Origin of the sequence: Brevibacillus sp. DP1.3A, assembly GCF_013284245.2 — a bacterium.
In the GTDB taxonomy this organism is placed as follows: domain Bacteria; phylum Bacillota; class Bacilli; order Brevibacillales; family Brevibacillaceae; genus Brevibacillus.
In genome coordinates this window covers 5911110-5935284 of the sequence record NZ_CP085876.1, presented here as the reverse complement: position 1 = coordinate 5935284, position 24175 = coordinate 5911110, and the positions used below count along the sequence as shown (strand labels likewise).

At 40.5% G+C, this 24175-nt stretch carries 23 protein-coding genes; 11 read left to right on the top strand and 12 right to left on the bottom strand.

Annotated features, from left to right (window positions below; genetic code table 11):
• Positions 1–4: 4 nt before the first annotated feature.
• The gene (locus HP399_RS27420; RefSeq protein ID WP_255653883.1) at positions 5–280 is read left to right on the top strand and encodes a DMT family transporter; all 276 of its coding nucleotides are present in this window, start codon (positions 5–7) and stop codon (positions 278–280) included.
• 72 nt (positions 281–352) lie between these two features.
• Here HP399_RS27420 and HP399_RS27415 read toward each other — a convergent pair whose 3' ends face one another.
• Positions 353–1327: an ROK family glucokinase gene (locus HP399_RS27415; RefSeq protein ID WP_228088376.1), complete on the bottom strand. Its 975-nt coding sequence runs from the start codon at positions 1325–1327 to the stop codon at positions 353–355.
• Between the two features lie 142 nt (positions 1328–1469).
• On the opposite strand from HP399_RS27415, the gene HP399_RS27410 reads away from it, so the two are divergent.
• Positions 1470–2360 (top strand): diacylglycerol kinase, encoded by an 891-nt coding sequence (locus HP399_RS27410; protein WP_173618286.1) that lies wholly within the window; start codon positions 1470–1472, stop codon positions 2358–2360.
• Positions 2361–2478: 118 nt separating this feature from the next.
• Positions 2479–3921, top strand: coding sequence for a 23S rRNA (uracil(1939)-C(5))-methyltransferase RlmD (rlmD, locus tag HP399_RS27405; protein WP_173618285.1), 1443 nt, complete (start codon positions 2479–2481; stop codon positions 3919–3921).
• On the opposite strand, the gene HP399_RS27400 is transcribed toward rlmD, so the two are convergent.
• From HP399_RS27400 to HP399_RS27380, 5 genes are all read right to left on the bottom strand, one after another.
• A complete protein-coding gene (locus HP399_RS27400) occupies positions 3918–4358 on the bottom strand; it encodes a hypothetical protein (protein ID WP_228088375.1) in 441 nt (146 codons plus the stop codon). The two genes, rlmD and HP399_RS27400, sit on opposite strands and share 4 nt — an antisense overlap.
• Positions 4330–5442, bottom strand: coding sequence for a recombinase family protein (locus tag HP399_RS27395; RefSeq protein WP_173618284.1), 1113 nt, complete (start codon positions 5440–5442; stop codon positions 4330–4332). Before HP399_RS27395 ends, HP399_RS27400 begins: the two co-directional genes overlap by 29 nt.
• A gap of 12 nt (positions 5443–5454) precedes the next feature.
• The gene (locus HP399_RS27390; protein WP_173618283.1) at positions 5455–5610 is read right to left on the bottom strand and encodes a hypothetical protein; all 156 of its coding nucleotides are present in this window, start codon (positions 5608–5610) and stop codon (positions 5455–5457) included.
• A gap of 61 nt (positions 5611–5671) precedes the next feature.
• Positions 5672–5893: a hypothetical protein gene (locus HP399_RS27385; protein WP_228088374.1), complete on the bottom strand. Its 222-nt coding sequence runs from the start codon at positions 5891–5893 to the stop codon at positions 5672–5674.
• An 817-nt stretch (positions 5894–6710) separates the two neighbouring features.
• Positions 6711–6917: a helix-turn-helix domain-containing protein gene (locus HP399_RS27380; RefSeq protein ID WP_173618282.1), complete on the bottom strand. Its 207-nt coding sequence runs from the start codon at positions 6915–6917 to the stop codon at positions 6711–6713.
• A gap of 412 nt (positions 6918–7329) precedes the next feature.
• Here HP399_RS27380 and HP399_RS27375 point away from each other — a divergent pair, with 412 nt between their 5' ends.
• From HP399_RS27375 to HP399_RS27365, 3 genes are read left to right on the top strand one after another with little or no spacing between them, the layout of a single operon-like run.
• A complete protein-coding gene (locus HP399_RS27375) occupies positions 7330–8274 on the top strand; it encodes a Hachiman antiphage defense system protein HamA (protein ID WP_173618281.1) in 945 nt (314 codons plus the stop codon).
• Complete coding sequence (locus tag HP399_RS27370; protein ID WP_173618280.1) at positions 8255–10297, top strand: DEAD/DEAH box helicase; 2043 nt, start codon at positions 8255–8257, stop codon at positions 10295–10297. Before HP399_RS27375 ends, HP399_RS27370 begins: the two co-directional genes overlap by 20 nt.
• 26 nt (positions 10298–10323) lie before the next feature.
• On the top strand, positions 10324–11190 hold the full coding sequence (locus HP399_RS27365; RefSeq protein ID WP_173618279.1) for a TIR domain-containing protein: 867 nt from the start codon (positions 10324–10326) through the stop codon (positions 11188–11190).
• A gap of 267 nt (positions 11191–11457) precedes the next feature.
• Here HP399_RS27365 and HP399_RS27360 read toward each other — a convergent pair whose 3' ends face one another.
• Complete coding sequence (locus tag HP399_RS27360; protein ID WP_173618278.1) at positions 11458–11970, bottom strand: SMI1/KNR4 family protein; 513 nt, start codon at positions 11968–11970, stop codon at positions 11458–11460.
• A gap of 279 nt (positions 11971–12249) precedes the next feature.
• Positions 12250–12813: a hypothetical protein gene (locus tag HP399_RS27355; RefSeq protein ID WP_173618277.1), complete on the bottom strand. Its 564-nt coding sequence runs from the start codon at positions 12811–12813 to the stop codon at positions 12250–12252.
• Between the two features lie 441 nt (positions 12814–13254).
• Between HP399_RS27355 and HP399_RS27350 the strand changes: the two genes are divergently transcribed.
• From HP399_RS27350 to HP399_RS27335, 4 genes are all read left to right on the top strand, one after another.
• Positions 13255–14124 carry a hypothetical protein gene (locus HP399_RS27350; RefSeq protein ID WP_173618276.1) on the top strand — a complete coding sequence of 290 codons (870 nt, stop codon included), beginning with the start codon at positions 13255–13257 and terminating at the stop codon, positions 14122–14124.
• Positions 14125–14848: 724 nt separating this feature from the next.
• Positions 14849–15022 carry a hypothetical protein gene (locus HP399_RS27345; protein WP_173618275.1) on the top strand — a complete coding sequence of 58 codons (174 nt, stop codon included), beginning with the start codon at positions 14849–14851 and terminating at the stop codon, positions 15020–15022.
• 628 nt (positions 15023–15650) lie between these two features.
• Positions 15651–16724, top strand: coding sequence for a hypothetical protein (locus tag HP399_RS27340; protein ID WP_228088373.1), 1074 nt, complete (start codon positions 15651–15653; stop codon positions 16722–16724).
• Positions 16725–16730: 6 nt separating this feature from the next.
• Positions 16731–18926, top strand: a complete 2196-nt coding sequence (locus tag HP399_RS27335) for a tetratricopeptide repeat protein (protein WP_173618273.1) — start codon at positions 16731–16733, stop codon at positions 18924–18926.
• 108 nt (positions 18927–19034) lie between these two features.
• Here the strand turns inward: HP399_RS27335 and HP399_RS27330 are convergent, their stop codons facing one another.
• The 4 genes from HP399_RS27330 to HP399_RS27315 all read right to left on the bottom strand — a co-directional run bounded on the left by HP399_RS27330 (position 19035) and on the right by HP399_RS27315 (position 22953).
• On the bottom strand, positions 19035–20570 hold the full coding sequence (locus HP399_RS27330) for a thiol-activated cytolysin family protein (RefSeq protein ID WP_173618272.1): 1536 nt from the start codon (positions 20568–20570) through the stop codon (positions 19035–19037).
• Positions 20571–21044: 474 nt separating this feature from the next.
• Positions 21045–21350, bottom strand: coding sequence for a transporter (locus HP399_RS27325; protein ID WP_228088372.1), 306 nt, complete (start codon positions 21348–21350; stop codon positions 21045–21047).
• Between the two features lie 183 nt (positions 21351–21533).
• Positions 21534–21977 (bottom strand): cell wall hydrolase, encoded by a 444-nt coding sequence (locus tag HP399_RS27320; RefSeq protein WP_106842073.1) that lies wholly within the window; start codon positions 21975–21977, stop codon positions 21534–21536.
• Between the two features lie 628 nt (positions 21978–22605).
• Positions 22606–22953 carry a hypothetical protein gene (locus HP399_RS27315; protein ID WP_173618271.1) on the bottom strand — a complete coding sequence of 116 codons (348 nt, stop codon included), beginning with the start codon at positions 22951–22953 and terminating at the stop codon, positions 22606–22608.
• 905 nt (positions 22954–23858) lie between these two features.
• Here HP399_RS27315 and HP399_RS27310 point away from each other — a divergent pair.
• Complete coding sequence (locus HP399_RS27310; protein WP_173618270.1) at positions 23859–24149, top strand: immunity 53 family protein; 291 nt, start codon at positions 23859–23861, stop codon at positions 24147–24149.
• The last annotated feature ends 26 nt before the right edge of the window (positions 24150–24175 follow it).

Genomic DNA, 24175 nt, shown 5'->3' with positions numbered 1-24175 from the left:
GGAGATGAACCTGCCCTGTTTGCTGGGGATCGTCGTTTTTTCTACGGTCGTCGCCATCAGTTTTTTCTTCCGCGGCTTGCAGTTGATTGGGTCAACCAAAGCGTCGGTACTAAGCACGCTGGAGCCCGTTGTCACGTTTGGGTTTTCGGCGATGTTGTTTGGCGAAGCTTTTAGCCTTCTTCAGCTGTTGGGAGGATGTGCAGTGCTCGTCGGTGCTGCGCTGATTGTCTCCGGGAAAGGCGGGGAGCCAGAGCTGGCACCCAGGCAGGCTTCTTCATAAAGTTATACCAAAAAGACGCTCTTGCTGTGAGGATTCACGTGCAGGAGCGTCCATTCCTTTTATGTGGCCCGATCAGGATTCGTTCATTTGTGAGCGGATTAACCAGCCCGCACCGTACACACCCGCATCATTGCCGAGTTCGGCAGGAACGATCTCTGTGGACTCGACGACGTAGGTGAATGGAACGAAGCGTTTGAATGATTCACGGATTCGGGAAAAGAGGAAGTCACCTGCTGCGGCCACGCCTCCTCCGATCATAAACTTCGCCGGATTGAGAACATTCGCCAAGTGGGAGAGAGCGAGACCGAGATAGAGTGCCACTTGATCGATAATGGCTAGAGCTGCTGTGTCTCCTGCTACGGCTGCTTCGAGGACATCCTTGGCAGCAATGTTTCCTTTGGCGGCTAGTACAGCGGCAAGCGCCGGGCTTGATCCGTTTGTAGCTGCAAATCGCCCTTCACGAATGATAGCAGTCGCAGACGTATATGTTTCGAGACAACCTGTTTTGCCGCAATTGCAGGGGGCACCGCTATCCGGGGTCATGGTAATGTGACCGATTTCGCCGCCAACACCGTTGATGCCATGGATGACCTTTCCATTCAAAATGACGCCTCCACCTACACCTGTGCCGAGCGTGATGAGAACGAGGTCTTGCGCACCTTGGCCTGCACCTTGCCACATTTCTCCGAGGGCTGCGACATTGGCATCGTTGTCAACCGCGACCGACAGACCTGTAAGGGCTTCCAATTTTTCCTTTAATAAAACGGGTTGGCGCCAGTGAAGATTCACCGCTTGGAAGACAATTCCCTTCCCGCCATCGACGGGTCCGGGTACTCCTACACCGATTCCGCAGACTTGCGAAAGAGAATAGTCATGCTGCGCAAGAAGATCATGAGACATGTCTACGATTTTTTGCAAAATGCCATCCTCGCCGTCCGCAACAGGCGTCGGTTCTTGCATTTTTGTAACCAGCTCACCGCCTGGCGTAATCAAAGCCATCTTGATTGCAGTGCCACCCACATCTACTCCCACGATGATCTTCTTCACAAGCGTCTCCCCAATCTCCTTAATTTCCATCTTTTTCTATCTTATCACGCTATATGGAGCATAGCGATTCCCAAAAATGGCTATACAGGATATGATGGAAGAGAGTACCCCCGTGAGCGAGGGAAGGAAGAAGGTATCTGCCTTGAAACGAGCCAGATTAATCTACAATCCAAGCTCCGGCCGGGAGATCGTGCGTCGGCGATTGCCGGAAATCCTCGATTTAATGGAGTCGGCCGGATATGAAACTTCATGCTATGCGACCAAAGGGGAAGATGATGCGACAGAAGAAGCTGCTCGTGCAGTAGCTCGCGGTTTTGACGCCATCCTGGCCGCTGGTGGAGATGGAACCATATATGAAGTAGTCAATGGGATGGCAGAGCATAAAGCACGTCCATCTCTTGGAATAATCCCCTGCGGAACGAGTAATGATTTTGCCCGGGCGGTCGGTATACCGAAATCGATCACGCGTGCAACGGAGATTATCGCCAAGGGCAAGAAGAAACGTATTGACCTGGGACGCATCAACAACCGCTATTTTATGAATATCGCGGGTGGCGGCTCACTGACGAATTTGACCTATGAGGTTCCGAGCAAGCTGAAAACGCTAATCGGACAAATGGCGTATTACGTCAAGGGTTTGGAGAAGCTGCCGTCGCTGCACCCGATCCGTGTTCGTCTGGAAAGCCGTAGAGAGGTGCTGTTGGATGAAGAAATCATGGTGTTCCTCATCGCCAATAGCCGCTCGGTAGGCGGTTTTGACAACATCGCCCCGGAAGCCGATTTGTCAGACGGCAAGCTGGATGTCATCGTCGTGAAGAAGTTGAATATTGCGGAGTTTATTCGCTTGGCGACACAGGCGGTTCGCGGCGAGCACCTGAAGGACCCAAACATCCTGTATTTCCAGGCAGATTACATCAAAGCCACTTCACCGAGCGGAGAGACGGTTCAGCTCAATCTGGACGGTGAGCTGGGCGGACAGCTGCCTTGCGTGGTGGAAGCGTTGCCGGGGCATATCGAGTTGTTCGTCCCGTAAGAAGATAGTAAAATGAATAGCAATAGCCGTGGGGATGCCGCTTTTCGCTGTGCATCCCTGCATGTTTCCTAGAGCGAAAACGAAAACCTATAGAGCAAGATAAAAGGAGCAATAGATAGTGGCGAAGACAACAAAGAAGCGGCGCGGTCCGCACCCGACAGCCAAAGTGGAGCTGGACGTCCCTGTACGTGTCGGACAAACCGTGGAAGTGGAGATAACCGGACTGAACCACGAAGGAGCAGGAGTCGGTCGGATTGAAGGATATACGCTGTTCGTAGATGGCGCACTTGCAGGAGAGCGAGTTCATGCGCGCGTCGATCATGTGAAGAAAAACTTCGGCTTTGCCAAGCTGACAGAAGTAGTAGAAGCGAGTACCCATCGCTTCCAGCCGCCCTGTCCGCTGTACGACCGTTGCGGAGGCTGTTCGTTGCAGCATCTCGTATATGAGGAGCAACTGCGACACAAGCAGCAAATCGTGCGGGACAACCTGCGGCGCATTGGCGGTTTCCAAGTCGAAGGGGAAGGGGCTATTACCGTTCATCCGACACTCGGCATGAGTGATCCGTGGCGCTATCGCAACAAAGCGCAGGTACCAATCGGCGAGGAAAACGGGGCGTTGGTCGGCGGCTTTTACGCGGAGAAATCCCACTCGATCATCGACATGAACGAATGCCTCATCCAGCATCAGGCGAATGATGAAGCAGTGGCAGCCGTGAAGCAGGCGGCGACCAAGCTGAATATCAAGGCATATGATGAGGTGCGAAATTCAGGCTTGCTTCGCCATGTGGTCGTAAAGGTTGGCGTCAAGACGGGGGAAGTCATGGTCGTGCTCGTAACGACTGAGGAGCAGATTCCGCAGCGCGATCAGCTGGTGGAAGCGATTCGTGCACAGGTCGCTGGCGTGACGAGTATCGTGCAGAACATCAACCCGGACAAGACCAACGTTATTTTTGGCAAAAAGACCGTGACGCTCTGGGGCAGCGATGTGATTTACGATTATATCGGTCCGATCAAGTTTGCCATTTCGGCGCGGTCGTTTTATCAGGTCAATCCTGCTCAGACCGAGGTGCTGTACAACAAGACGTTGGAGTATGCGGGTGCGACTGGTACGGAGACCGTCATTGATGCGTACTGCGGCATCGGGACGATTTCGCTGTTTTTGGCGCAGAAGTCCAAGCATGTGTACGGTGTAGAGATTGTGCCGGAAGCGATTGAGGATGCGAATCGGAATGCGCAGTTGAATGGCGTGGAGAATGCGACGTTTGAGGCAGGGCCTGCGGAGGTTGTTATTCCTGCTTGGAAAGAGAAGGGCATACGAGCGGATGTGATTGTGGTTGACCCGCCGCGTAAAGGCTGTGATGAGGCGTTGTTGACGACGATCTTGGAGATGCAGCCGGAGAGAGTGGTTTATGTTTCTTGTAATCCTTCTACGTTGGCGAGGGATTTGAAGGTGCTTGCGGAGAGTTACGCAGTGAAGGAAGTGCAGCCGGTGGATATGTTTCCGCATACGGGGCACGTTGAGTGCACAGTGAGACTTGAAAGAAAAGATACAGCCCGTTAGACTGTACCTAAATTCGGGGGAAGAGGATTGGAAAGTCTATAGCTAATAAAAATCTTTCCATCCTCGAATACTTCGATTGTTTGGATAAGCCTTTGAAGGACTTGCTTCAGAACCTGTTCATCATTAATGTCTAGGTCTGTGAAGCGTTCAACTTCCTTTCTAAAGGCTTCTTTGCGTCCTGTGAGGTTATTTCTCTCTTCTAAGGCGATTATGAGTTCGGCTTTCTTAGTTATCAGTTCTTGTTGTTGTTGAGCGTTACGTTCATTCTGATGTTTGAATTGCTCAGTTGTGATTGCCCCCTCAAGATGTAAGTTGAGCAATTTATCAAACCTTGAATCCAGTTCAGACAGCTGTTTCTCTATCCGCTTTTGTTCCTTTTGGATATTAGATTGAACAGACATTGCTTTTTCATCGGCAATACCATAGAAGAGTCTCAATCTTCACCGAGTCCTTAATCAAGGATTTCAGGTCAGCTTTTACAGCTTGTAGAAGTACCTTTTCCTCGATAATGTGGGACGTACAATAGGAAGATGTGTACTTCACGTAGCCGCCACAAACGTATGCACCTTTGCGTCTATCAGGTTTGAAGTGCATCCCACTCCCACAATCAGGACATTTAACGAGGTGCGAGAACAGACTTTCTTTACCGTTGCTCTTATGCTTACCTTTCTTCTTTATTAGTTCCTGAACGGCAAAGAAGTCATTCTCAGAGACTAAAGCAGGGTGTGAGTTCTCGATAACAACCTGAGCATCGTCTTTAACTTTACGTCTCACCTTGTAAGTCTCTGATGCTGCCAATACTCTAGTTGTTTCTTCTCTGTGAAATACCTGTTTACCTGTATAGACTGGATTGGTTAAGATACCTTTGATCGTATTCTGATGCCACTTTAGCCCTGCATTTGCCGCCCCTGTACTTGCTCTTGGTGTTGGTACACATCTTTGCATAAGAAGATTTCCGATGCTAAACATGCCCCGCCCATCATGTAAGTAAAGTCTGAATATCTCTCTGACGGTTGAAGCGGTTGTTTCTTCAATCTCCAATTTCTTAGTTGTAGAATTGGTGCGATAACCATAAGGGGGGACAGAAACTACGCGATTTCCTTGAGTTGCACTTGATTTAAGTCCCCATTTAATTCTATTAGACAGTGCGAAATTCTCCTCTTCAGTCAGTACTGCTCTCAGATTGAAGTTGAGCCTACTATTGCTCGTTTGGGTGTCATAACCATCTTCGGGTAAGATGAGCCTAATGTTGTTCCTCTCTAGGTCATCAGCTGTCTTCATGCTATTAGCTGTATGTCTACCTAACCTAGAGACTGATTTTGTGATGACAACATCAAACTTCTTCTTTTTGGCGTCTTCGAGCAACCGTAGAATTGCGGTGAGGTTCTTCAGTCCACTTTCACTTATTCCGTTGTCAATGTACCGTTCAACGACTGTAAAGCCTTGCTCTTTGGCAATGTTCTCAGCCAAGGTAATTTGATTTTGCAAGCTGTTCTTCTCTTTTTGTGCTAACCCTAGCATAAATAGCACACTTCATTGTTTCGCCACTCCTTCCATGTGTGAAGGAATGACATTTGCTCTATCCTTATCGTACTTTTCGGCTTCAATTGAGTCAATCTGAAGGCATAGAATCGAGGACAGAATTTCCTCGAGAGATACAGTGCCTGTAAATGAACGTTCTACTATCATTGTTGCATCCCCCTTTTAAGCTAACAATCGTTCTATGGTGGGGGACTGTTGCGAATAAGCTTTAGCTGTTTATAATTATCCAATCATGCTCATGAACGTCAAAATTTCTTTTTGCAAATCCCAATGCTTCATCAATAGATTCAAGGAGATAGTCATTAACTACTTCCCAATTCGTATCACAAAGATAATATCTGTTGTCATCTATATAGTTTGTTATTGCTAAAGCTGTAATAGGTACTTCTTTTTTCTCGTCATTCTCTTCTTCAAAAATTATTGAACTCAAATGACGAGTTATATCGTTCTTAGTAAGTCAAATGACTTCCGCACCATCTAATTGAGTAGGTAATGTCATTCTCAATAACACCATCCTATAACGGAGTTATTCTCATATTACCAAAGAGTATCATTGTATACGATTATTTAGTTGTTCTTCCCCACCCCCTCGGGGTGGGTTATGTCTTATCAGTAGCCGCTCCGCTTCGCTCGGGGGGCTGCGCCCTGATTTCTTATTTTTAATTTTGTTGGGGGAATCACAGGTGGGTAAGGAAACATTATTCCCCTTAACGGGTAGGGGAATGGGAAACACATGTGGGTTTAGGTTTCCTACATGACATATGAAGTGCTCAGGTACGGCTTTACCACGTGCATGATAAACATGCCCTGTCATGAATCCCTCGCTCTTAGGCGACCGTGACGGGGCTACAAATAATTGTAGTATCTGAGGATGAAGTACAACTTCAAAATAAACTACCTAACCATCTAACGGGGCAACACCTACTTGTGAACGCAGGGGCGGTTATTTTACGTGTGCTACCGCAAAGCCACGAGTAAAGCGTCATATGGTTTTGATATAATCATCGTTATACGAGTTCTAATGATTGCGATATTTTACTCGAAGATTGATTCGATATCGTAACCCTTAGATTCTAGAACTCCTCTAAGGTGTGCTTCATCTGTCCAGTAAGGATATTTTCCCCATGACTGAACATGCGGAGGGACTCGTTCAACTTGTAATTCTCCTGTTCTTACCCAACCCCAAACAGAATCTTCGGTCAAGAACCGCCCTGATTTCATCTTAGATAGCTTTCGAGCTGTAGTATTTATCCATTTCGAATCGCTCCCACTCGATTGGTTTGTTGAACATACTCATAGACAAGTTGTGGTTGTGGTTCTAGTCTCCAAACTCCCCCGACCTTGTAGGCAAGAAGTTCTCCCTCATAAGCCTTTCTGTAAATGGTTCGCGTAGAAAGATTCATAAAGTATGCAGCTTCTTCAACCGTCATTAGCCTATTGCTTTTGATAATCATGTTTTCACCTCTTTTCATACTTTTGAGGTCAGTATAAGAACAGGTTGTCATGAAATAACAAAAAGCAGGTGAGGATTTCAACCCGCAACTAATGCAAATAACTCGAGAAAGCGAAGTTAACACTTTAAGAGTGTTTGTCGGTGGAATTTAGTAATTTTAGTGATTAATGGAGTGGAGAAGATAAGGGAATTAGGTTATAAATGTAGCCTTATAAGTGCGGGTAGAGCACATTCGGGGAAATTTTGTGCGGAGAAAATGAGGGTAAACTTTGCGTAAGTAATTAATTACAATTCATCAGGCACTGGGTGACTAATGGTTCACAACTTAATTCGACGACAATCGCCCAAAATATGGTACTATAGAATCAGGTAATTCATTTTCTGTAAGTATTCGTCATTTCGAGGTGAAAATCGTGAGTACTTCTGTGAAATATACGTCCAAGAAATATAAATCATTTGAAGTGCACAATATTGTAGATAATTATAGTTTTTTTCATATCGAGATTAAAAATGAACCATTATTTCTTGAGGGCTTAATAGAATTCGTACTCAATGAAGATAATTTACTACGTTATGCAAAAAATAAGTCAGCAATCAGCTTCGAACCCGATAGGAAGAATTACGTTTCCTTATATAGAGAATTGGAAAAGTTCATTGACGAAGAAAATGTGGACTGGGTAGAAATTGATCTTGATTTAGAAGATGTATTAGTTGATGAGTATGATAAGGTAAAAATTAAAAATGGAACAAAGTTTATAAGGCTAAGCAAGATCGGAAGAATAGGTGAATATATTTTTCATATATTCCTATCTGACTACTTTAATTTTAATTGCATAATTCCAAAAGTTAAACTAACTACCGATAGAAACATGAGCGTGTATGGAATTGATGCGCTTTTTTTAGACATTGCTAATAAAATGATTCTTTTTGGTGAATCAAAAGTTGCAAATACTTTAGATAATGGAATTGCGTTGGTGAAAAAATCTCTGAAAAATTATGAGAAGGAAATCAGAGAAGAGTATTCATTAGTCTTATCAAATAGCCATTTGAAACTAAATGGATTAGAAGAGTTATTTCATGGACAGACAGAAGTCTGTTTAACATTTGATGAGTTTTTATCTCAAACGGAAACCCAAAATATTGGAGTACCGATTTTCATAGCACATGGAGAAGAAACTGATCCTGAAGTAATTCTACATAAATTACACCAAAATATTAAACGAACAAGATTCTTTAACCTGAACACAATTTACTATGTAATTTCACTTCCAATTCATAATAAAAGAAAGTTCTTCAGTCATCTAACTAACACTATTAGTGAGAAGTTGGAGGATTACAATGCGGCTGCAAACAGTTAGAGAAAATACCATTTTAGAAATTGAAGAATCAGAAAACAAAACAAGAAAAGTACAGCAAATTGCCGATAAATTATATTCTTTGGGCTTAACAATGTATTCAAAGAATTATTCATTTGACTCAATTTTCTATAATTCTTTTGCAACCTCATATCTTGACGATAATATTTCATTGCATCCTGAGCAAATGAATATTATTAATGAATTGAAAAGAAATGATGGTGTGATTTTCAGTGCACCCACAAGTTTTGGGAAAACATTTGTTGTTTTTGAATACATTGCTAGAGAGAAGCCACAGAACGTTGTATTAATTGTTCCTACACTAGCACTTGTTGACGAGTATAATAAAAAGATTATTAAAAAGTATCAATCAATTTTTAGTAGATATAAGGTGTACCTGTCTCTACACGAAGATCAGGTTTATAACTTTGACCAAAATAATTTATTTATCCTCACCCACGATAGAGCTATTGAAAATGCCAACTTTTCAATACTTGAAAAAATAGACTTCTTAGTTATTGATGAAGTGTACAAGTTAAAGAGAAATGCACTTGATGATCGAGTGCTGATATTAAATTTGGCTTATTACCATTTGGTCAAAATTGCTCAAAAACACTTGCTTCTAGCTCCCTTTATTAGCGGGATTCAAAATATAGATGTTCTTCAGAAGACGCCAGTATTTCAAAGAAGTGAATTTTCTCCGGTTGTAAATAAAATAAAAACCTATGACATCATCGACGAAAAAGATCGTAATTCCACAGTGATTGATATTTTGGAAAAGCTGTCACTGGATGAAAAGACGATGATTTACTTTCCGGCAGTAACACAAATCTATTCATTCGTTAAAAAACATCTGTCGAATTTTGAAAATATCCATGAGGAAGAGACTGAGGTTAGTGAATTTATTGAATGGCTTAAGGATGAAATTCATGAAGATTGGTATTTAGTAAAAGCAATGGAGAAAGGATTCTTAGTTCATAATGGTCAACTACCGTTAGGAATTAGAATTTATCAATTGGATTTATATGATAGAAAGGATTTAAAATATAGTAGATTATTATGTACTTCAACATTACTTGAAGGAGTTAATACCTCTGCAAAGCATATAATTATATCTAAACCATCTAGAACTTCAGAGGGTAGTTTTGATGCGTTTGATTTTTACAATTTAGTTGGAAGATCGGGCAGAATGTTCGAACATTATTTAGGCATTGCTCATTATGTAAAAGGGCCAACAGACCCGTATTTTTCTAAAGAAGAGGCTGTAAAGAAAATTGAATTCGAAATAACTGAAGACAGTGAAGATATTAATATTCAAACAGACAACATTGAGCATGAATTAGAATACTTGAATTTTCTGAAGAAGTTGGGGATTACTCATCAAGAATATAAAGAAAACATTGGTGCTAAGTATAGGTTTCGGACAATTCTCAGACTTTATAATAACTATTGCTCTAAGAAAGATGAGTTGTTATCTGAGTTGGAATTAATATTCCTTGAAGAGAAAAGAGGACGCCCCAACCTCATTCGAATCTTATATTTTATCTTTGAAGGTAGAAATAATAAGTTGGAGACAAGGATAATAAATCAACTTCTTAATAAAAAAAGGCTAAAAATAAAGAAGATTATTAATGATACATTTGAGACTTCAACAATCAAAGATATTGACCACATAATTACAACAACTCTGAGGTTAAAATCAAGTTATATTGAACATAATTTTTATTCTAAATTATTGATTGTAATGTATTTTATGAAATGTGAAAAAGTTGAACCAAGGTTTATCGATATAATCGAACAAAAAGTAAAGAGCAGCATCGACTACCTATACTTCACTGAATCAAAAGCAAAAAAGATGCTTAAAGATTTAGGTTTTTATGAAAGAGATATTGATTTTATTCTTAAGGTTATTGGAGATAGATTTACGGATACATTTTCATTAAAAAACCTTTTAATTCGAAATAAATATAAGTTTGGAAATAAATTAACGTACCTTTCAAAATACATTATTAATTCTCTAAGCTAGGATTCTGTTTATGGAGTGATTAACATATGGATGGCGAGTTATATAATCTTCTTATTTCAGGAGATGAAAATGCTTGGGAACAAGATACCAAGATAATGGATTTAGATCGCTGCATAAGGGAGTATACCGAAAAAGACATTGTTGAGAGGTACAGCAAATTAGGAAGGACAGAGATTGAAGAGATTAAAAAAATCCCGTGTGTGTTTGCATATGAAGACTACTGTAAAAAAGATGCTTGCCTTGGCTATATAACAGATATCTTAGTCAGACAAGCAGGGGTGAAGATAACTTTTCAGAAAGTAGCAGTACTTCCGCTTGAGTCTTTTCACAAACTGCAATTTGAATTAGATATCAAGAACTGGGAACTGAATAGAACTCATTGGGCAATAAAGAAAGTCGATTTATATAAGGAATTACAACTCGTCGGAATAAATCTTAATAACACCAAAATAAATCAATCAGTCGATATAACGAAACATGTGTTTGATGTATCTTTTACATTTGCGGGAGAAACTCGAGGTTTAGTACAGAATATTGTAAATGAACTTGAAAAGATAATCAATAAAGAAAATATATTTTATGATAATAACTATATTAGTCAATTAGCTAGACCATCACTGGATACGCTCTTACAAGATATCTACAGGAATCGTTCAAAACTCATCGTCGCTTTCTTATGTGAAAAGTATCAAGAGAAAGAGTGGTGTGGGCTTGAGTTTAGGGCAGTACGAGAGATGATCAAGGAAAAAGAAACAGAGAGAATCATGTTTATACGACTAGATTCAGGACATGTTGATGGAGTGTTTAGTACTGATGGTTACATCGATGGGGCTAAATTCGCTCCGCAAGAATTAGCCTTCTTCATAAAAGAGCGTTTGAATTTTATTAAGTGAGTTTAGAATAACAGAGCAAATGTCATCCCATTGTACTGTTGTACTCCCTGTCACCTCGTCACATGTGGAGAGTGTGGCACTGTTAGAGAATAAGAACAAATAGTGGATACGTATTGGCGTAGCAGAGGGACTTCCTCTGCTTTTTTGTCTGTTAAAACGTCTCCAACTTACAGAAAAAAGCTGAGAGCTTAATCCCAGCTTTTTGGCAGTCATGCATTAGTCGTCCGATTCATCCTGAAGACGCACTATAAAAGGCGTCCTTTTTTCTTACTCTTCCTCCTCAATGGGTTGATCCCAAAACTCAATTCCGTCATGCTCAATAAGTTGTTCCAGCAACTCTGTGAACGTCAGGTCTATGTCGATAGTATCGTCTGGTAGTATCGATCCAACCCATGTGAGGTAACCTTTGCCACTATGTATTCTGTCTTGATCCACACATATACAGCTATTTGAGATATCGCTCCAAACGATAGGATAGTAAGGATGGTCGATGCTGTAGGCTTTCCAGTACCCAATGACGAGTTTGGTACTTAGCACATCATAACCCCCAGAGTTATGCTTGGCGCTCTTGAATAGTGTTGCACTTTTGTAGTGGCTAAAAAAACTGACGTAATCCTCTGGTAACTCAAACGATTTTAATTTCTCCTTTGTATCTGTGATAGACTCGTTCGAGATGTAGAATGTAAATTGATACTCCTTGTTTTTGATATGCACGTTCCCGTCTACACTTGTCCTACTCCCCCTGATCTTACTAATGAGGGTTTCAAAAGGATTACTCACACGCTCACATCCTTCAATGAGAGTAAGGACTGTCAATTGACATGCAGCTATCTAACAAATGAAAGAAAGGCTTCATCCCTGAAGAGGATTGACTCCTTCTACACCAACGAGTCAAGGGGGGCGCTTCGCCTCACGCCCCTGACTCGATTGGTTGCCAATAAGAGGTCCTAAGTAGGGAATGAAACTTTTTCATATATTTAATTGTTTGAGTTTACTCGAAAATTTTGACAGACCCTCTACATGCTACCCGATGAACCCTTCGCCCATCCTGTGACTCTTTCATATGGTCTCTTCCTTAATAGTACCATCCTCGAAAACATGTTTCACATTAATAACGTTACCCTCTCCTTTATAATAATAACTAAAAGTACTAACCTTTTCGTTATTATCAAATTCTACAAATAGCTGACCATCGAGCATCCCATTTTTCAAACCCTCTAGATCAACAATGTCAACATTCATTTTTTGTAGTGTCGTACCTCTCGGAATAAATTTATATTCTGTATTATTAGTGAAATCAAACCTCCATATTACTATATTCCTTTCAGGACTATTTACTTGCTCGTATTTTTCTCCAAATACCTCTTTTACTTGTTTAGCATCCTGCCCAATAGATAGCTTTGTGTTTATCAAATCGATTTTTTGGGGGGTATCATTACTCTGTTTAACAGGGACATTAGTCTCTTCTTCTGGTTTTTCTTGCTCTTTAATTTGAACTGCTTTCTCTTCATAACTATTGTTATCTTGGGTCCTAGAATCGGTTTGAACACAACCAACGTTTAACAAGAACACACAAACTAGTAGAAGCATTAACAATAGGAATTCTCTGGATTTTAACACCATTATCCCTCCTTGCGTAATTTGTAAATAGTTTTTTTCTCATTCTCTAATTAATTCTTTAGTTTTTCATTCAACGTAAAATGAAGACATCCTTTTCCTTTAGTATATTATTTGAGTTTCTTTACCCAATAGCCCGACAAACAATTCCCCTTTTGAATCATGCCCAAAAGCACATCACAACCCGCATAAATCCGAAGTAATTTTCCTCTGAAAAAATGCCCAACGGGCGGAGGAAAATGTCTCTGATCTCTTCTAATGGCAGTATCCTTCGTTTTGTGATAAACAAATTGAAAACTATAGAATTAGATCTATTGTACAAGAAATATGACAAAATATCCTTTTTTTCCTAAAACAATCGTTTATTTTCCAAAATATAGTGTATTATGAAAATAGTGCGGAATATTGGAAATATAATACACTAATACTATTTCAAGGAGAGTAAACATGTTAAATCACAAAAAAACAGTAGTATCTCTTGTTGCCACTGCCGTATTAGCTATATCTATACCTCTGAGTGCATCAGCAGCATGGTCAAATGTGAAAGCGATCCCAAAAATTGGATGGCAGGGCTCTAAAACATACTATAAAGCAGTTGCAACTACAACTGCTAAAATTAAAGGAAGCAAAGGCAGTAACGAACAATTATACTTAGCTGCTGAGCTTGCCAAGGATGCACAGTGGTATGATAGTAATACTGGATTGTATGAATCAAGTAGTGGTGAAGTAGAAGTGAAAAGTTCAAGAGAAGTCGATGCAGCTGAATGGAGAAATATAGGATCAGCGGCAATTTGGGACAAGAAAAAGTTGGATTACATTGAATTTCATGAAATGGTAGATTTGGTAGACCACCCAGGAATCAAAAATGACAATATGAAACAATTAGCTGCCTATCAAGAATATAAAGATAATGAAATTTCCAACCATTTAACAACCATTTACGAAGAGATACAAAATTCATTAAATATAAATACGGACGAGTATGATCTCTTTCAACGTTTTGATTTTACAATGGAAAATTCCACATTATCAATGAATGAGTATGGTAAGTTTATCAAGGCATTGCATGAATCAATTTACCAACCTAAAAAAATCGAAAGTGGTGATTCTATTCCGGGCATTTACTTACACCATGATAAATCTGAGATTTTTGTAGTATTTAAGTCTCAAGATGGTAACAATCATATTTATCAGTTCTTAAAAGACTCAGAAGGTAATTGGGACTTAGCAGAGAGCGAGGAAAGCCAAGGGAAGAAATTAAAGCCACTTGAACTTAAATCACAAGAAGAATTTATAAACGAGATGTCTGAAAATTAATAATAAAACTTAAAACACCATAATTACGTATTTCAAGACTGAAAATAGCCAGTCTACAAGCAGACGCCTCTTGAAAAAGAGGCGTCTGCTGTTTTGAGTGCGCCCAGCATGGGCGATAGCTCTAGGGTGTAAGTCCCGAACGGGGGTTGGCTGTACCAAGAAAGAGATGGATTATTTCGTAATAAACGATATCCAAAATATATATAATCAGCTTATAATATCCAGATAACTAGGAGGGGAAAGTGATGAACAGGCTTCTCTTGCATATATTTATGACGGTGTTCTTAGTTGCTGTGCCTCTAACTATTCAAGCAAATGAGGTACAAAACATTCCAAACCATTCTCAAGTAGTTTCCTTTGGCACTGACCCAGGGTGGTAATATCAGATTCTTTGTTCTTGTGTAACAAAAGCACTTTGACAACTATTGCCAAGGTGCTTTTATTCATCTTCTCTGCACAAATATCCACAATACCTACTGAGACGAAAAGGATGCATCTGTCGAGAGCTAATCTAGGATATTACTTAGCGAATACTGCCACATCGGAAGCTTGTCTAGTTTGCTCACACCACACATGTGGAGTGCTGTACACTGTTAGTACGGAAAAAATTAAAGCAAGAAGCATTGGTGTCTAGACCCTTCCTAAATGTGGAAGGGTTATTTCGTAATAAATTTGATTCATAATGGAAGCGATAAGACTCTTAAGATATAAAGGGTGGAGTAATGTGGGAGATTGGAAAAGCATTAAAATAAATGGAATCGCAAAAATAGAAAAATTGGTGGCAGATGAAAGCTACCATCGTAACACTGAAGGTGGGCAGTACTTAACACACAAGCAGTTTTCTGAGATAAGTATGCCCACAGTTAAGAATTTGAGAAAAGGATCTTTCAATATTTAAGTAATATTGATACTCAAAAAAGAGATTTAATTATTGATGAAAACAAAATAGAATACTACTCTAACCGTATTAAGAAGACTAGAAACTGTGACTAGACCTCAGAAAAAATTCTGAGGTTTTTTATTTATATGGGGTGGGTGACGAATGAAATGATTTGTTTTTCTTAATCGGATATTACCCTCGTTTTCTCCTGTTTCTCCCGAGAATATATTTTATTTTCAAAAAAATCAGAAGATTATTGACAGTCAGAAAAATACAAGCTATCATTACCAGTATGTACCATACATTCGCGAATATGGTATAAATAACAATTTATCGGAGGTATTATTATGAAAAAAATTACTGTGCAAAAAACCGAGCCTGTAAAATTGACTTCAGTAGCTAACACAATGTACGACTGCACTTGTGAGCAGGCATAAAGATTTGTCAGTAACATGGAAAAGTGGGGCATTTGCCCCTCTTTTTCAATTATGAAGATAGCATGACAACATCCGGGAGGAAAGTCATGAACGAAAATCGCATGATCCAATTACACCCGTTAACATTTCTGGAGGATAAGCAAGGAGTCCTGATTGGGCGGTTTGGGACGGATACGTTTGCTGTTTTTCCTGAGGATGGAGCAGCACTTGTGCGAAAACTGCAAGAGGGCATGGGGGTTGCCGAAGCGCATTCCTGGTATCAAGATACCTATCACGATGAAGTGGACATGGATGATTTTTTGCAGACATTACGTGACCTGACATTTATTTGTGATGTTGAGGAAAAGGAAACGAAAGCGCAGAAAGTATCGGGGCAATGGTTGGGTAAGCTAGCTTTTTCTCCACTTGGTTGGCTGATTTATGGTGCCATCATAACCTGTGCCTTGTGGTTGTTATACCAATATCCACAGATTCGTCCGGGTCGATTAAGCATCTTATTTTCCGAATACGCCATGGTGGTTTTTCTTGGCATGACGATCGGTCAGATTCCAGGGATCTTGTTTCATGAATGGATGCACATGCTTGCCGGACGAAGACTGGGTATCCCGTCAGAACTAAGTATAGGCAGAAGAATGTACTTTTTGGTCTTCACTTCTTCCATGCCAGGTATTTGGGGATTCCCAAAACGAAAGCGTGTTCTTCCATTTTTAGTTGGAATGTTCGGTGATATTTTGTGGTATTCCTTATTAGTGATCGTTGCTGGTGCAATTTGGATAAATACAGGTGAGAAGACAATCATAGCTGCATATTGTATGGGACTAGCATTTACAACACTGTTGCGTTTCTTCTGGCAATTTTATTTTCATCTTCAAACAGATATTTATTATTTAATGATTACGATGTTGGGGTGTGTAAATCTTCAGGAGGCTACACGTTCCCATTTGAAAAATATATGGTATGGACTAATTGGAAAAAAGAACAAGATGGTCGATATGTCCAAGTATACGGAACGGGATCATCAGGTAGCGAGATGGTACAGTTTTTTTTACGCAACTGGCTGGATGATGATGACAGGAATGATGCTCTATATGATTCCGGTCGCTATTCAACTTTTAACGAATATTTTTCTCTCCATATTTACAGGAGAAGATATGAAATTCTGGGATTCCGTTGTTTTCTTGTCTATAACGGGAGTCCAGTATGGAATTGTATTTTATCTATACCTAAAAGAGCGTAGAAACAAAAGGGAAATTCGGAATTTATCAATGGAACAGAGGGGATGAGTCGAAATGAAACAATCGATTACACACCAATGGCTGATTGGATCTCGACGCAGCGACCGAGAAAAGAAGTACTTCGAAGAGCAATACTCCACATGTTATGTCAGCAATTGTCATTGCAATCTTAGAGGACCCTATACAGGTACTGGTGACCTTCTGCGCCAGATTATTCCAGAAGCTTATTCGAAATGGCCAGACCTGATTTTATCACACGGCATCGAGATCTTATCCATAGCACCAGAACTGAAAGCAGTCATTCCTGTTAGTGTAGAAACACTTACCTCTCTTGCTATTCCGAAAGAGAGAACACGTTATTATTCGAAATTGCGTACACTTCGCATGTCGAATGGTTTGATCGATCTTTTATTGGCATTAGCGAACCGGGAACGAATGGGAAAATTGACCCTGGTTTTTGAAAATGTGCAGGCCTGTGATCAACTTGATGCAGAATTTATAAGTACACTTCTGCGTCGTGCGAAGTCTGACCTGATTCAGGTGATCGTAAGTTCAAGTGAAATAGCGGAAAATGAAGCCCTGAAAAAGGCGTTACAAACGTATACGGAGCCTACTACTATTCTTTCTGACATCGAACAAGATATGGGGATAGTAAATCTATCTGACGAACAGCGACTTGAGCTAACGAAACGATACATATTTTCTGACTGCACATCAGATTGTGAGCAGGAATTGCTCGCCTATGAAGCAACTCCTATTGAAATTCGTCAGAGCCTTCACGAAGAGCGGGCAGAATCTCTTATAAAAGAAGAGCAGTGGTCACTGCACTTAGGCGCCATTCCGTTTCATCTGGAGCGCGGTACTTCTGAGAAATCAGCAAGCGAAGCGTTGTTTAAAGCAGTTAGTTATAGCATTAACATGGGTTTTTACGATGCGACTATCGATATGAGCCTACGTGGTCGGAAACTGACGAATTGGAGCAGCGAATTTGATAATAGCCGGTATTTTACAATGAAAATGGCTACGTCTCTGGCTGCATTGGGTGAAACTGATGATATACCGACGCTTTTAGGAGAAGTGTACGCAAACACTGATGATTTTAGAGTTCATATGCAAATTTCATATGGATTTTCGATGTACTATACGAGGCATCACCGAGAACGAGAACACGAGAAGGGGAAAGAATGGATACAAAAAGCCATTGATTTGGCAGAATTGATTGAAGATGAAAAAGAACGTGCATTTCAACAAGTATTTAACCAAAATGGATTGGCTTTAGTAGAGTTACATATGGATAATCCTGAAGAAGCGCTTCGATTGGTTACGGAAGGATGGCAAAGGTTAAATCAGGCTCTTGCTCCTGATGAACATATGTTGCATCGCTCGGTGTTGCTTCATAATAAAGGGCTGATTTACGTAGCTTTAAAAAGGTTTGAAGAAGCAGCTGAAACATTTAGCCAAGTGATACAGATTGATTCCAATTATCCAGAATATTACTTTGATCGTGGAAACCTTTATAGCCGAATGGGGCGACTGGATGAAGCCATTGAAGATTATAACCAAGCGATAAAGCTTAGTCCTCCGTTTCCAGAGGTTTATTTCAATCGAGCTACTGCCTTCAATCGTCTTGGAGATGTGGAGAAAGCAATGGCGGACTATGACTACTTGCTTGATATAGACCCCGAAAATCTTGATGGATTACTTAACAGAGCTACATTATTGTATCAAGTGGAGAAATTCGAAATGGCCCGAAAAGATGCTGAATTCGGTTTAGAAATAGAGCCTGATCATGCGCGGCTCCTATGTACACTAGGTTTAATTGAAATGTCGGATGGCAATAATGATCAAGCACTAAAAACGTTTACCGCTGCCCTCAACAAGGATAGGGAAATGATGGCCGCTTGGACAAATAGGGCTGTCCTGTACTATGAGATGGGGGAGTATGACAGGGCCATAGCTGATCTAACTGAAGCTATTGCACTAGAGAAAAATGCAACCGTCCTTTACAACCGTGCATGGGTCTATGAAGCACAGGAGGAGTGGCAATTATCCATTTCCGATTATACAGAGGCCTTAGCGTTTTCTGATGCAGACGAACAAGATATTTACTATCGGAGAGGTTTGTGTTTTATCAAAATGGGTGATAGGGAACTTGGCAGGGAAGATTGGAACAAGCATCTCATGTTTGGAGAATCACCGCATGTGAATGAAATGATGCAACTGTTACCCTCCCTGTTCGTTTCGAAATAATGAAATATTTTGTGGACAAGGGACTTAGCCCCTCCCTGCATAGGAATAAGAAAAAGAAAAACGGCTGAAGTCCTTGATAAAAAGGATTTCAGCCGTTTATTTTCCCAACTAATTAAATGTAATACCACCCGTAGGGTTTAATGTCGTTCCGCCAATTTCAACTTTAATTTCACTAGATAATGGAACATTGTATTCATCAATAACGGTTCTCCACCATTCCCAAGCAAGGCCGGTACATTCTTTCGCAAAAATCCTTATGTTTTTTGCATTAGGTGGCAGAGGAATGACTGTATTGAAAGGAGCTGTTCTGTCTTGGTTGCTGCCTTCCCACGTTTTATGTGTTAGTACTTCTTCACCATCTTCATCATAGGAAACTTCATCCCAGGATACATCAAATTGAGCGACATACCAGCCATAATGACCAAGCGATATTTTACCTTTCGAATATTCTGTAGCTGTAGTCTCAATATAATCTGTATTGTTATGAACGGCAGCAATGGCATTATCTTTTAAGAAAACACTTGTATACGAAATTGGATAGGCTGGGTTCTTTAGGCTAAATTCCGCATTATCTTTAATGATATTACGGATTTCACTAAAGTCTTTTGTAACGACCTTGTTATGCTCTTGTGAATCTCCGCCTAATACTACAGCAGTAAAGGAACTGTCTTCATAAATATCCTTGTACTCGGCACTCGTTTCTACATTGGCAGTATTCTGAAGCAAGGCTTTAAATGCTGCTTTTACGTCTTTGCTCTTAGAGGTTGTTTCTAATTTCACATAAATGGTTCTACCATAAGCTACATTTGATACCATAACAGGTGGGGATTGATCACTTACCCCTTTACGTTTTAAATCTTTAAAAGTAACACTATCATCAAAAAGATCTGATGGATCGTTAGGCAGTTCCGCACTTACCGTATAAAATATTTGTTTATATGCCGCTACCATCACTTTTTTCTCTCCACTAGAAATCGCATTAAAGTCAATTCCTAATGTAGAATCAAGATATTTAGCGTTAACATTCAGAGCACTTCCAATTTGAGATTTGCTATAAACCATTGATTCTGCATACTGCAATCGCGCAGGTAAAGTATGTGTTGCTGAATACTCATCGCTCCATTTAGATACAAGCTCATCTACAGCTCCAGACACATTACCGTATGTTGGATTATCCACAGTAATTGAATTTTCCTTTTTCAAACCTGGTAAATCAATACTAATAGTCAAAGGTTTTCTTGGTACCAGTAATACACTAGGTTTATTTTCTGTAAAAGCTTGATTGGCAAGTTGTAATGCTCCTGGGTAAGTGCGATTAGTCATAGAATCAATAATGGAAATATCGACTGGAGAAGTTGCAAGTGACTTCTTTTTACGTTCGATGACAATAAACTTACCTTTTGGATTGATCCCTTCTTTTGGAACAAAACTATCTATCTCATCACCACTTACTGCTAAAACTTCGTCATTATCATAGTCTAAGTCTGCTATACCGGTATTAATGTCATCAGCGTTGCTTGTTTCACTGACTAAACTAGAATCATCTGTTTCGGCAAAAGAGATAACTGGATAATTTACAGTAGCGAAAATAACAGATAAACTAGCGATTAATTTTAAAATTCTAGTATGATTTCGAATCTTCATAAGGTATCCTCCTTTGAGATGTAAGCATAACTTCAATCAGATATGCTCACAGTAAATATTTTCCGGAATACTAACTATATCGGTAGTTTCGGAAATAATCTTTAGATTAAACCAGAAAAAGTAAATGGCGGGGCATATCTTACAGCTTGGTCATACGGTCTACTCCACACAGGTGGACAGCGTTGCATGCTTGGAAAATAAGGGTTTTTGATTAGATAGAAAGTGGATTGTTGACGAAAAAAGGAGTCGGCGAAAATGCCGACTCCTTACGTTTTCTTATCCCGTATCAAATTATGTACAAAGAAAAATAGCCGTTCGATTAGAACGGTAGATATCAATTACTGTACGCAGCTTAAATAGGCTGCACGTTAACGACAAAGATCGTGCAGCCCATGAAACCGCGCGACAAGTTGAATACATTCGGGGCCTGTGTTGCCAAATTCGAATCGTTGTAAAAGGGAAGGAAGCTGTGGCTTACAAGCATGTAAATGCAATAATTAACCGTAAATCAAATCCAGTTTGTCTCCAAGACCTACCCGTCCATCTAAAGCCTGCAACTGACCTAGAACCTATAAAAACGGGGAAAAACCAGAATTGCTCTCCATTTACAAGCCAAAGATACGTAAAACGGAACAAACAACCTTCCATTGCTCTTGGATCAATTCTAAAGGGAGCGGGTTGTGGGGGGATGAACGATGGGGGAGGAGTTAACGGCTCTGGTACTTGTTGTGCTCCTGGCGGCTGACCCGGAGGTGGCCCTAGAGGTGGTCTAAATGCCATTAAAAATCACTCCTTTTACAATGAATTCTCAACATTGTATGATCAATCGAAAAACAATGCTTGGGCAGACCACACCTATGGATGTGACTCGCGTATTACACTTAGCGAATCATGCATGATCACATTCCCGCGTGAGCATATAAAAAAACTGCCCCTTCTTTTCGCTTGGGGCAGCCCATACCATTAAAAAGTATTATATACATTTTCACATTCTTTCGCGGTCGGCTCATAAAAACAATGAAGCTTGTATCGTCCTACGTGCGGCTGATTATACCAGGTCGGCGGACAAGGCAGGGGATTTTGCGCCGTTCCCGGACGAAAATACCAGAGGGAGAATTTGCCCGGCCAATGCCGCTCCCCATTCACAGCCCGTCGTGCCAGACGGCGTTCTTTCTCTCTAGACCTTTGGTAGTACATACCATGTTGCAGAGCTTCAAACGCATGCGGCTGGTTGATCATTTGGGGAATGGTCCGTATTCCTTTAAAATCGGAGCAATTCGCTCTTATTCGGTTAATTCCAACGTTTCCAACAAGGAGCATGCCCATTTCGCCTTCACCCACCGCTTCAGCTCGAAGCAACCTTGCCAACATGTCAATATCACTGCTTCTGGCTTTTACGACTGCCATCGGCTCACCTCTTTAGATTGTTCTAGGCATATCATATTGTAGATGAAGCGGATTTGTTACGCTTCAAATCACTCAATAGAGCAAATACAACCCGTGTCACTCTTTTAGTTGGCATACTTTTAACGAATAAGAAAAGCCGCCCCCTCGCAGATCAGCGAAATGAGCGGCTACCAAACTAAGAACGATCTTTAAAAATCCCAAACGGACGACCAACGGGAAGGAATACTTTTCTAGGGTGATTATTCAGCGCATCATTTGTACAAAAACTTAATTATGTTAGACAGGTCCTTTCGAAGAGTCTGTTTTACCACTTTTTCTTAATGCCAACCATCTCTTAAGGTCAGACCACATCATTTTTGAAGTCGCGATAGCAAACAATGCAATCCACTTTTCCGTATGACCAGGGATATCCTCTACGAGAGCCATATAAATACATGTAGCAACTGATAGAAACCAAATAGTGGAGAATAATGGCAATGGAATCACCTCATAGAAGAATACGGGAACTGATTCATCGCTTTCTCGATGCCAGAGCTCAAACGTGTACGTTTGTCTCATTAAATCGTATTGTACGCTTGCTAAGAATTATGTAAGTATATCAAATGGGTCGATGACGTTTTTGTGTAAATTAATCAATGATGAAGAAATCATCAAAAATCTCTCCCTCAAGATTAAATAATAGTTTATACCAGCCAAGTTTCTTCTCTTTAAAGACAATTGGGATATAGGAGACAACGTAATCAAATCCGTAAGATATAGCCGTATATGTTGAGTCCTTGTCCCATCTATCAATAAACAGAGCTACTTCTTTTAGTGCGACAGTTAAATCTTCCTCTTTAAAATCTTCACCTAATACTGAATTGAATTCTTCGGTGTCTTCACACTGGTAGTTCCTAAAACAATACCAAAATGCATTGATGGATCTGGTTTCGACATCATGTTCGAGGCACCATTGTTTTAAAAATCCACTGTTCAAGGAATCACGACCTTTAGTGATTTTCCTTTAATTTACCACAATTGTTAGAGAGGCAAATTAGATGGCACAAAAGGAGGAGTGCAGGTATGTGAAGGAGGGTTCTGGGGATGCCTTTCTTGGTTCAAATAGCCGATACGTAGATGATTGTTGATAGATTCAAGTACGAGCCAGATTTCATACATCATTCGAATCTCATGTACCACCACTTGTTTGTGAGATTGAGCTTCGAGCTTAACACATCGGTAATTATGAAAAACACCCTCGGTTGTTCCGAGGGCTGTTGATGGATGTTATGGTACAAATGTAGTAATAGTGAGAATCCAATCCGTTGATACTGTACCGCCTTTGCCATCATCTGCCGTAATCGTGATGGTAAAAACATCTCCGACATTAGCATTATTGAATGCCATAACCAAAGATTCGGAGTAAGCTGTTACATGAACTTTCGGATTATCCGACACAGCAGTAAATGTCAATTCATCTCCGTCTGGGTCAGAAAAAAGGTTCGAGTAGAAGTGCAGACCAGTAGCATTCCAGGTTCCGCCGTCATGTTGGTCATAATTGTGTGGAGGTATAATACCAACTTGAGGTGGTCGATTGCTATTCTCGACTTATCCCCTGTTGTTTTTAGGGCTTTCGTTCGAGCCTACACCGTGCGGGCGACTTTCATCGCACACGGCGTTCCATCAACGGATAAAAAGGTGAAAATACAACGGGCTAAATAAGAGTACTACAAATATGTCAATTCTTACAGGGTTTTTAAGAGGCTAATGCGTCGACTGTAGCCCAAAATTCATCTTCATTGAAGCCAGCAAAATCTACAACGATAAACTCTGCGAGATTATGGAATGCATGGGCTATACGGCATTGGCTCTTGAAAAATCTTAGAAGGGACGGATTTAGAAATGGAGTTGATAAAGTGGTTGGAGAATTATTACTCATCCAATTGTGATGGAGACTGGGAGCATGGTTATGGAATAACGATCTGTACTATTGATAATCCGGGGTGGTCAATAAAGGTTAATCTACAAGATACGACCCTGGGGAACAAGAGACCCTTTCAGAATTATGTTGTAGAAAGAACCGAGAATGACTGGGTACATTGCAGATTGAGAGACGGACGTTTTGAGGCATTTGGTGGTCCGAAAAACTTGAATGAAATACTTGAGTTTTTTAAGCAATGGGCAGAGAGCTAGCGAATTAAGTGTATGCAAGTGATTAC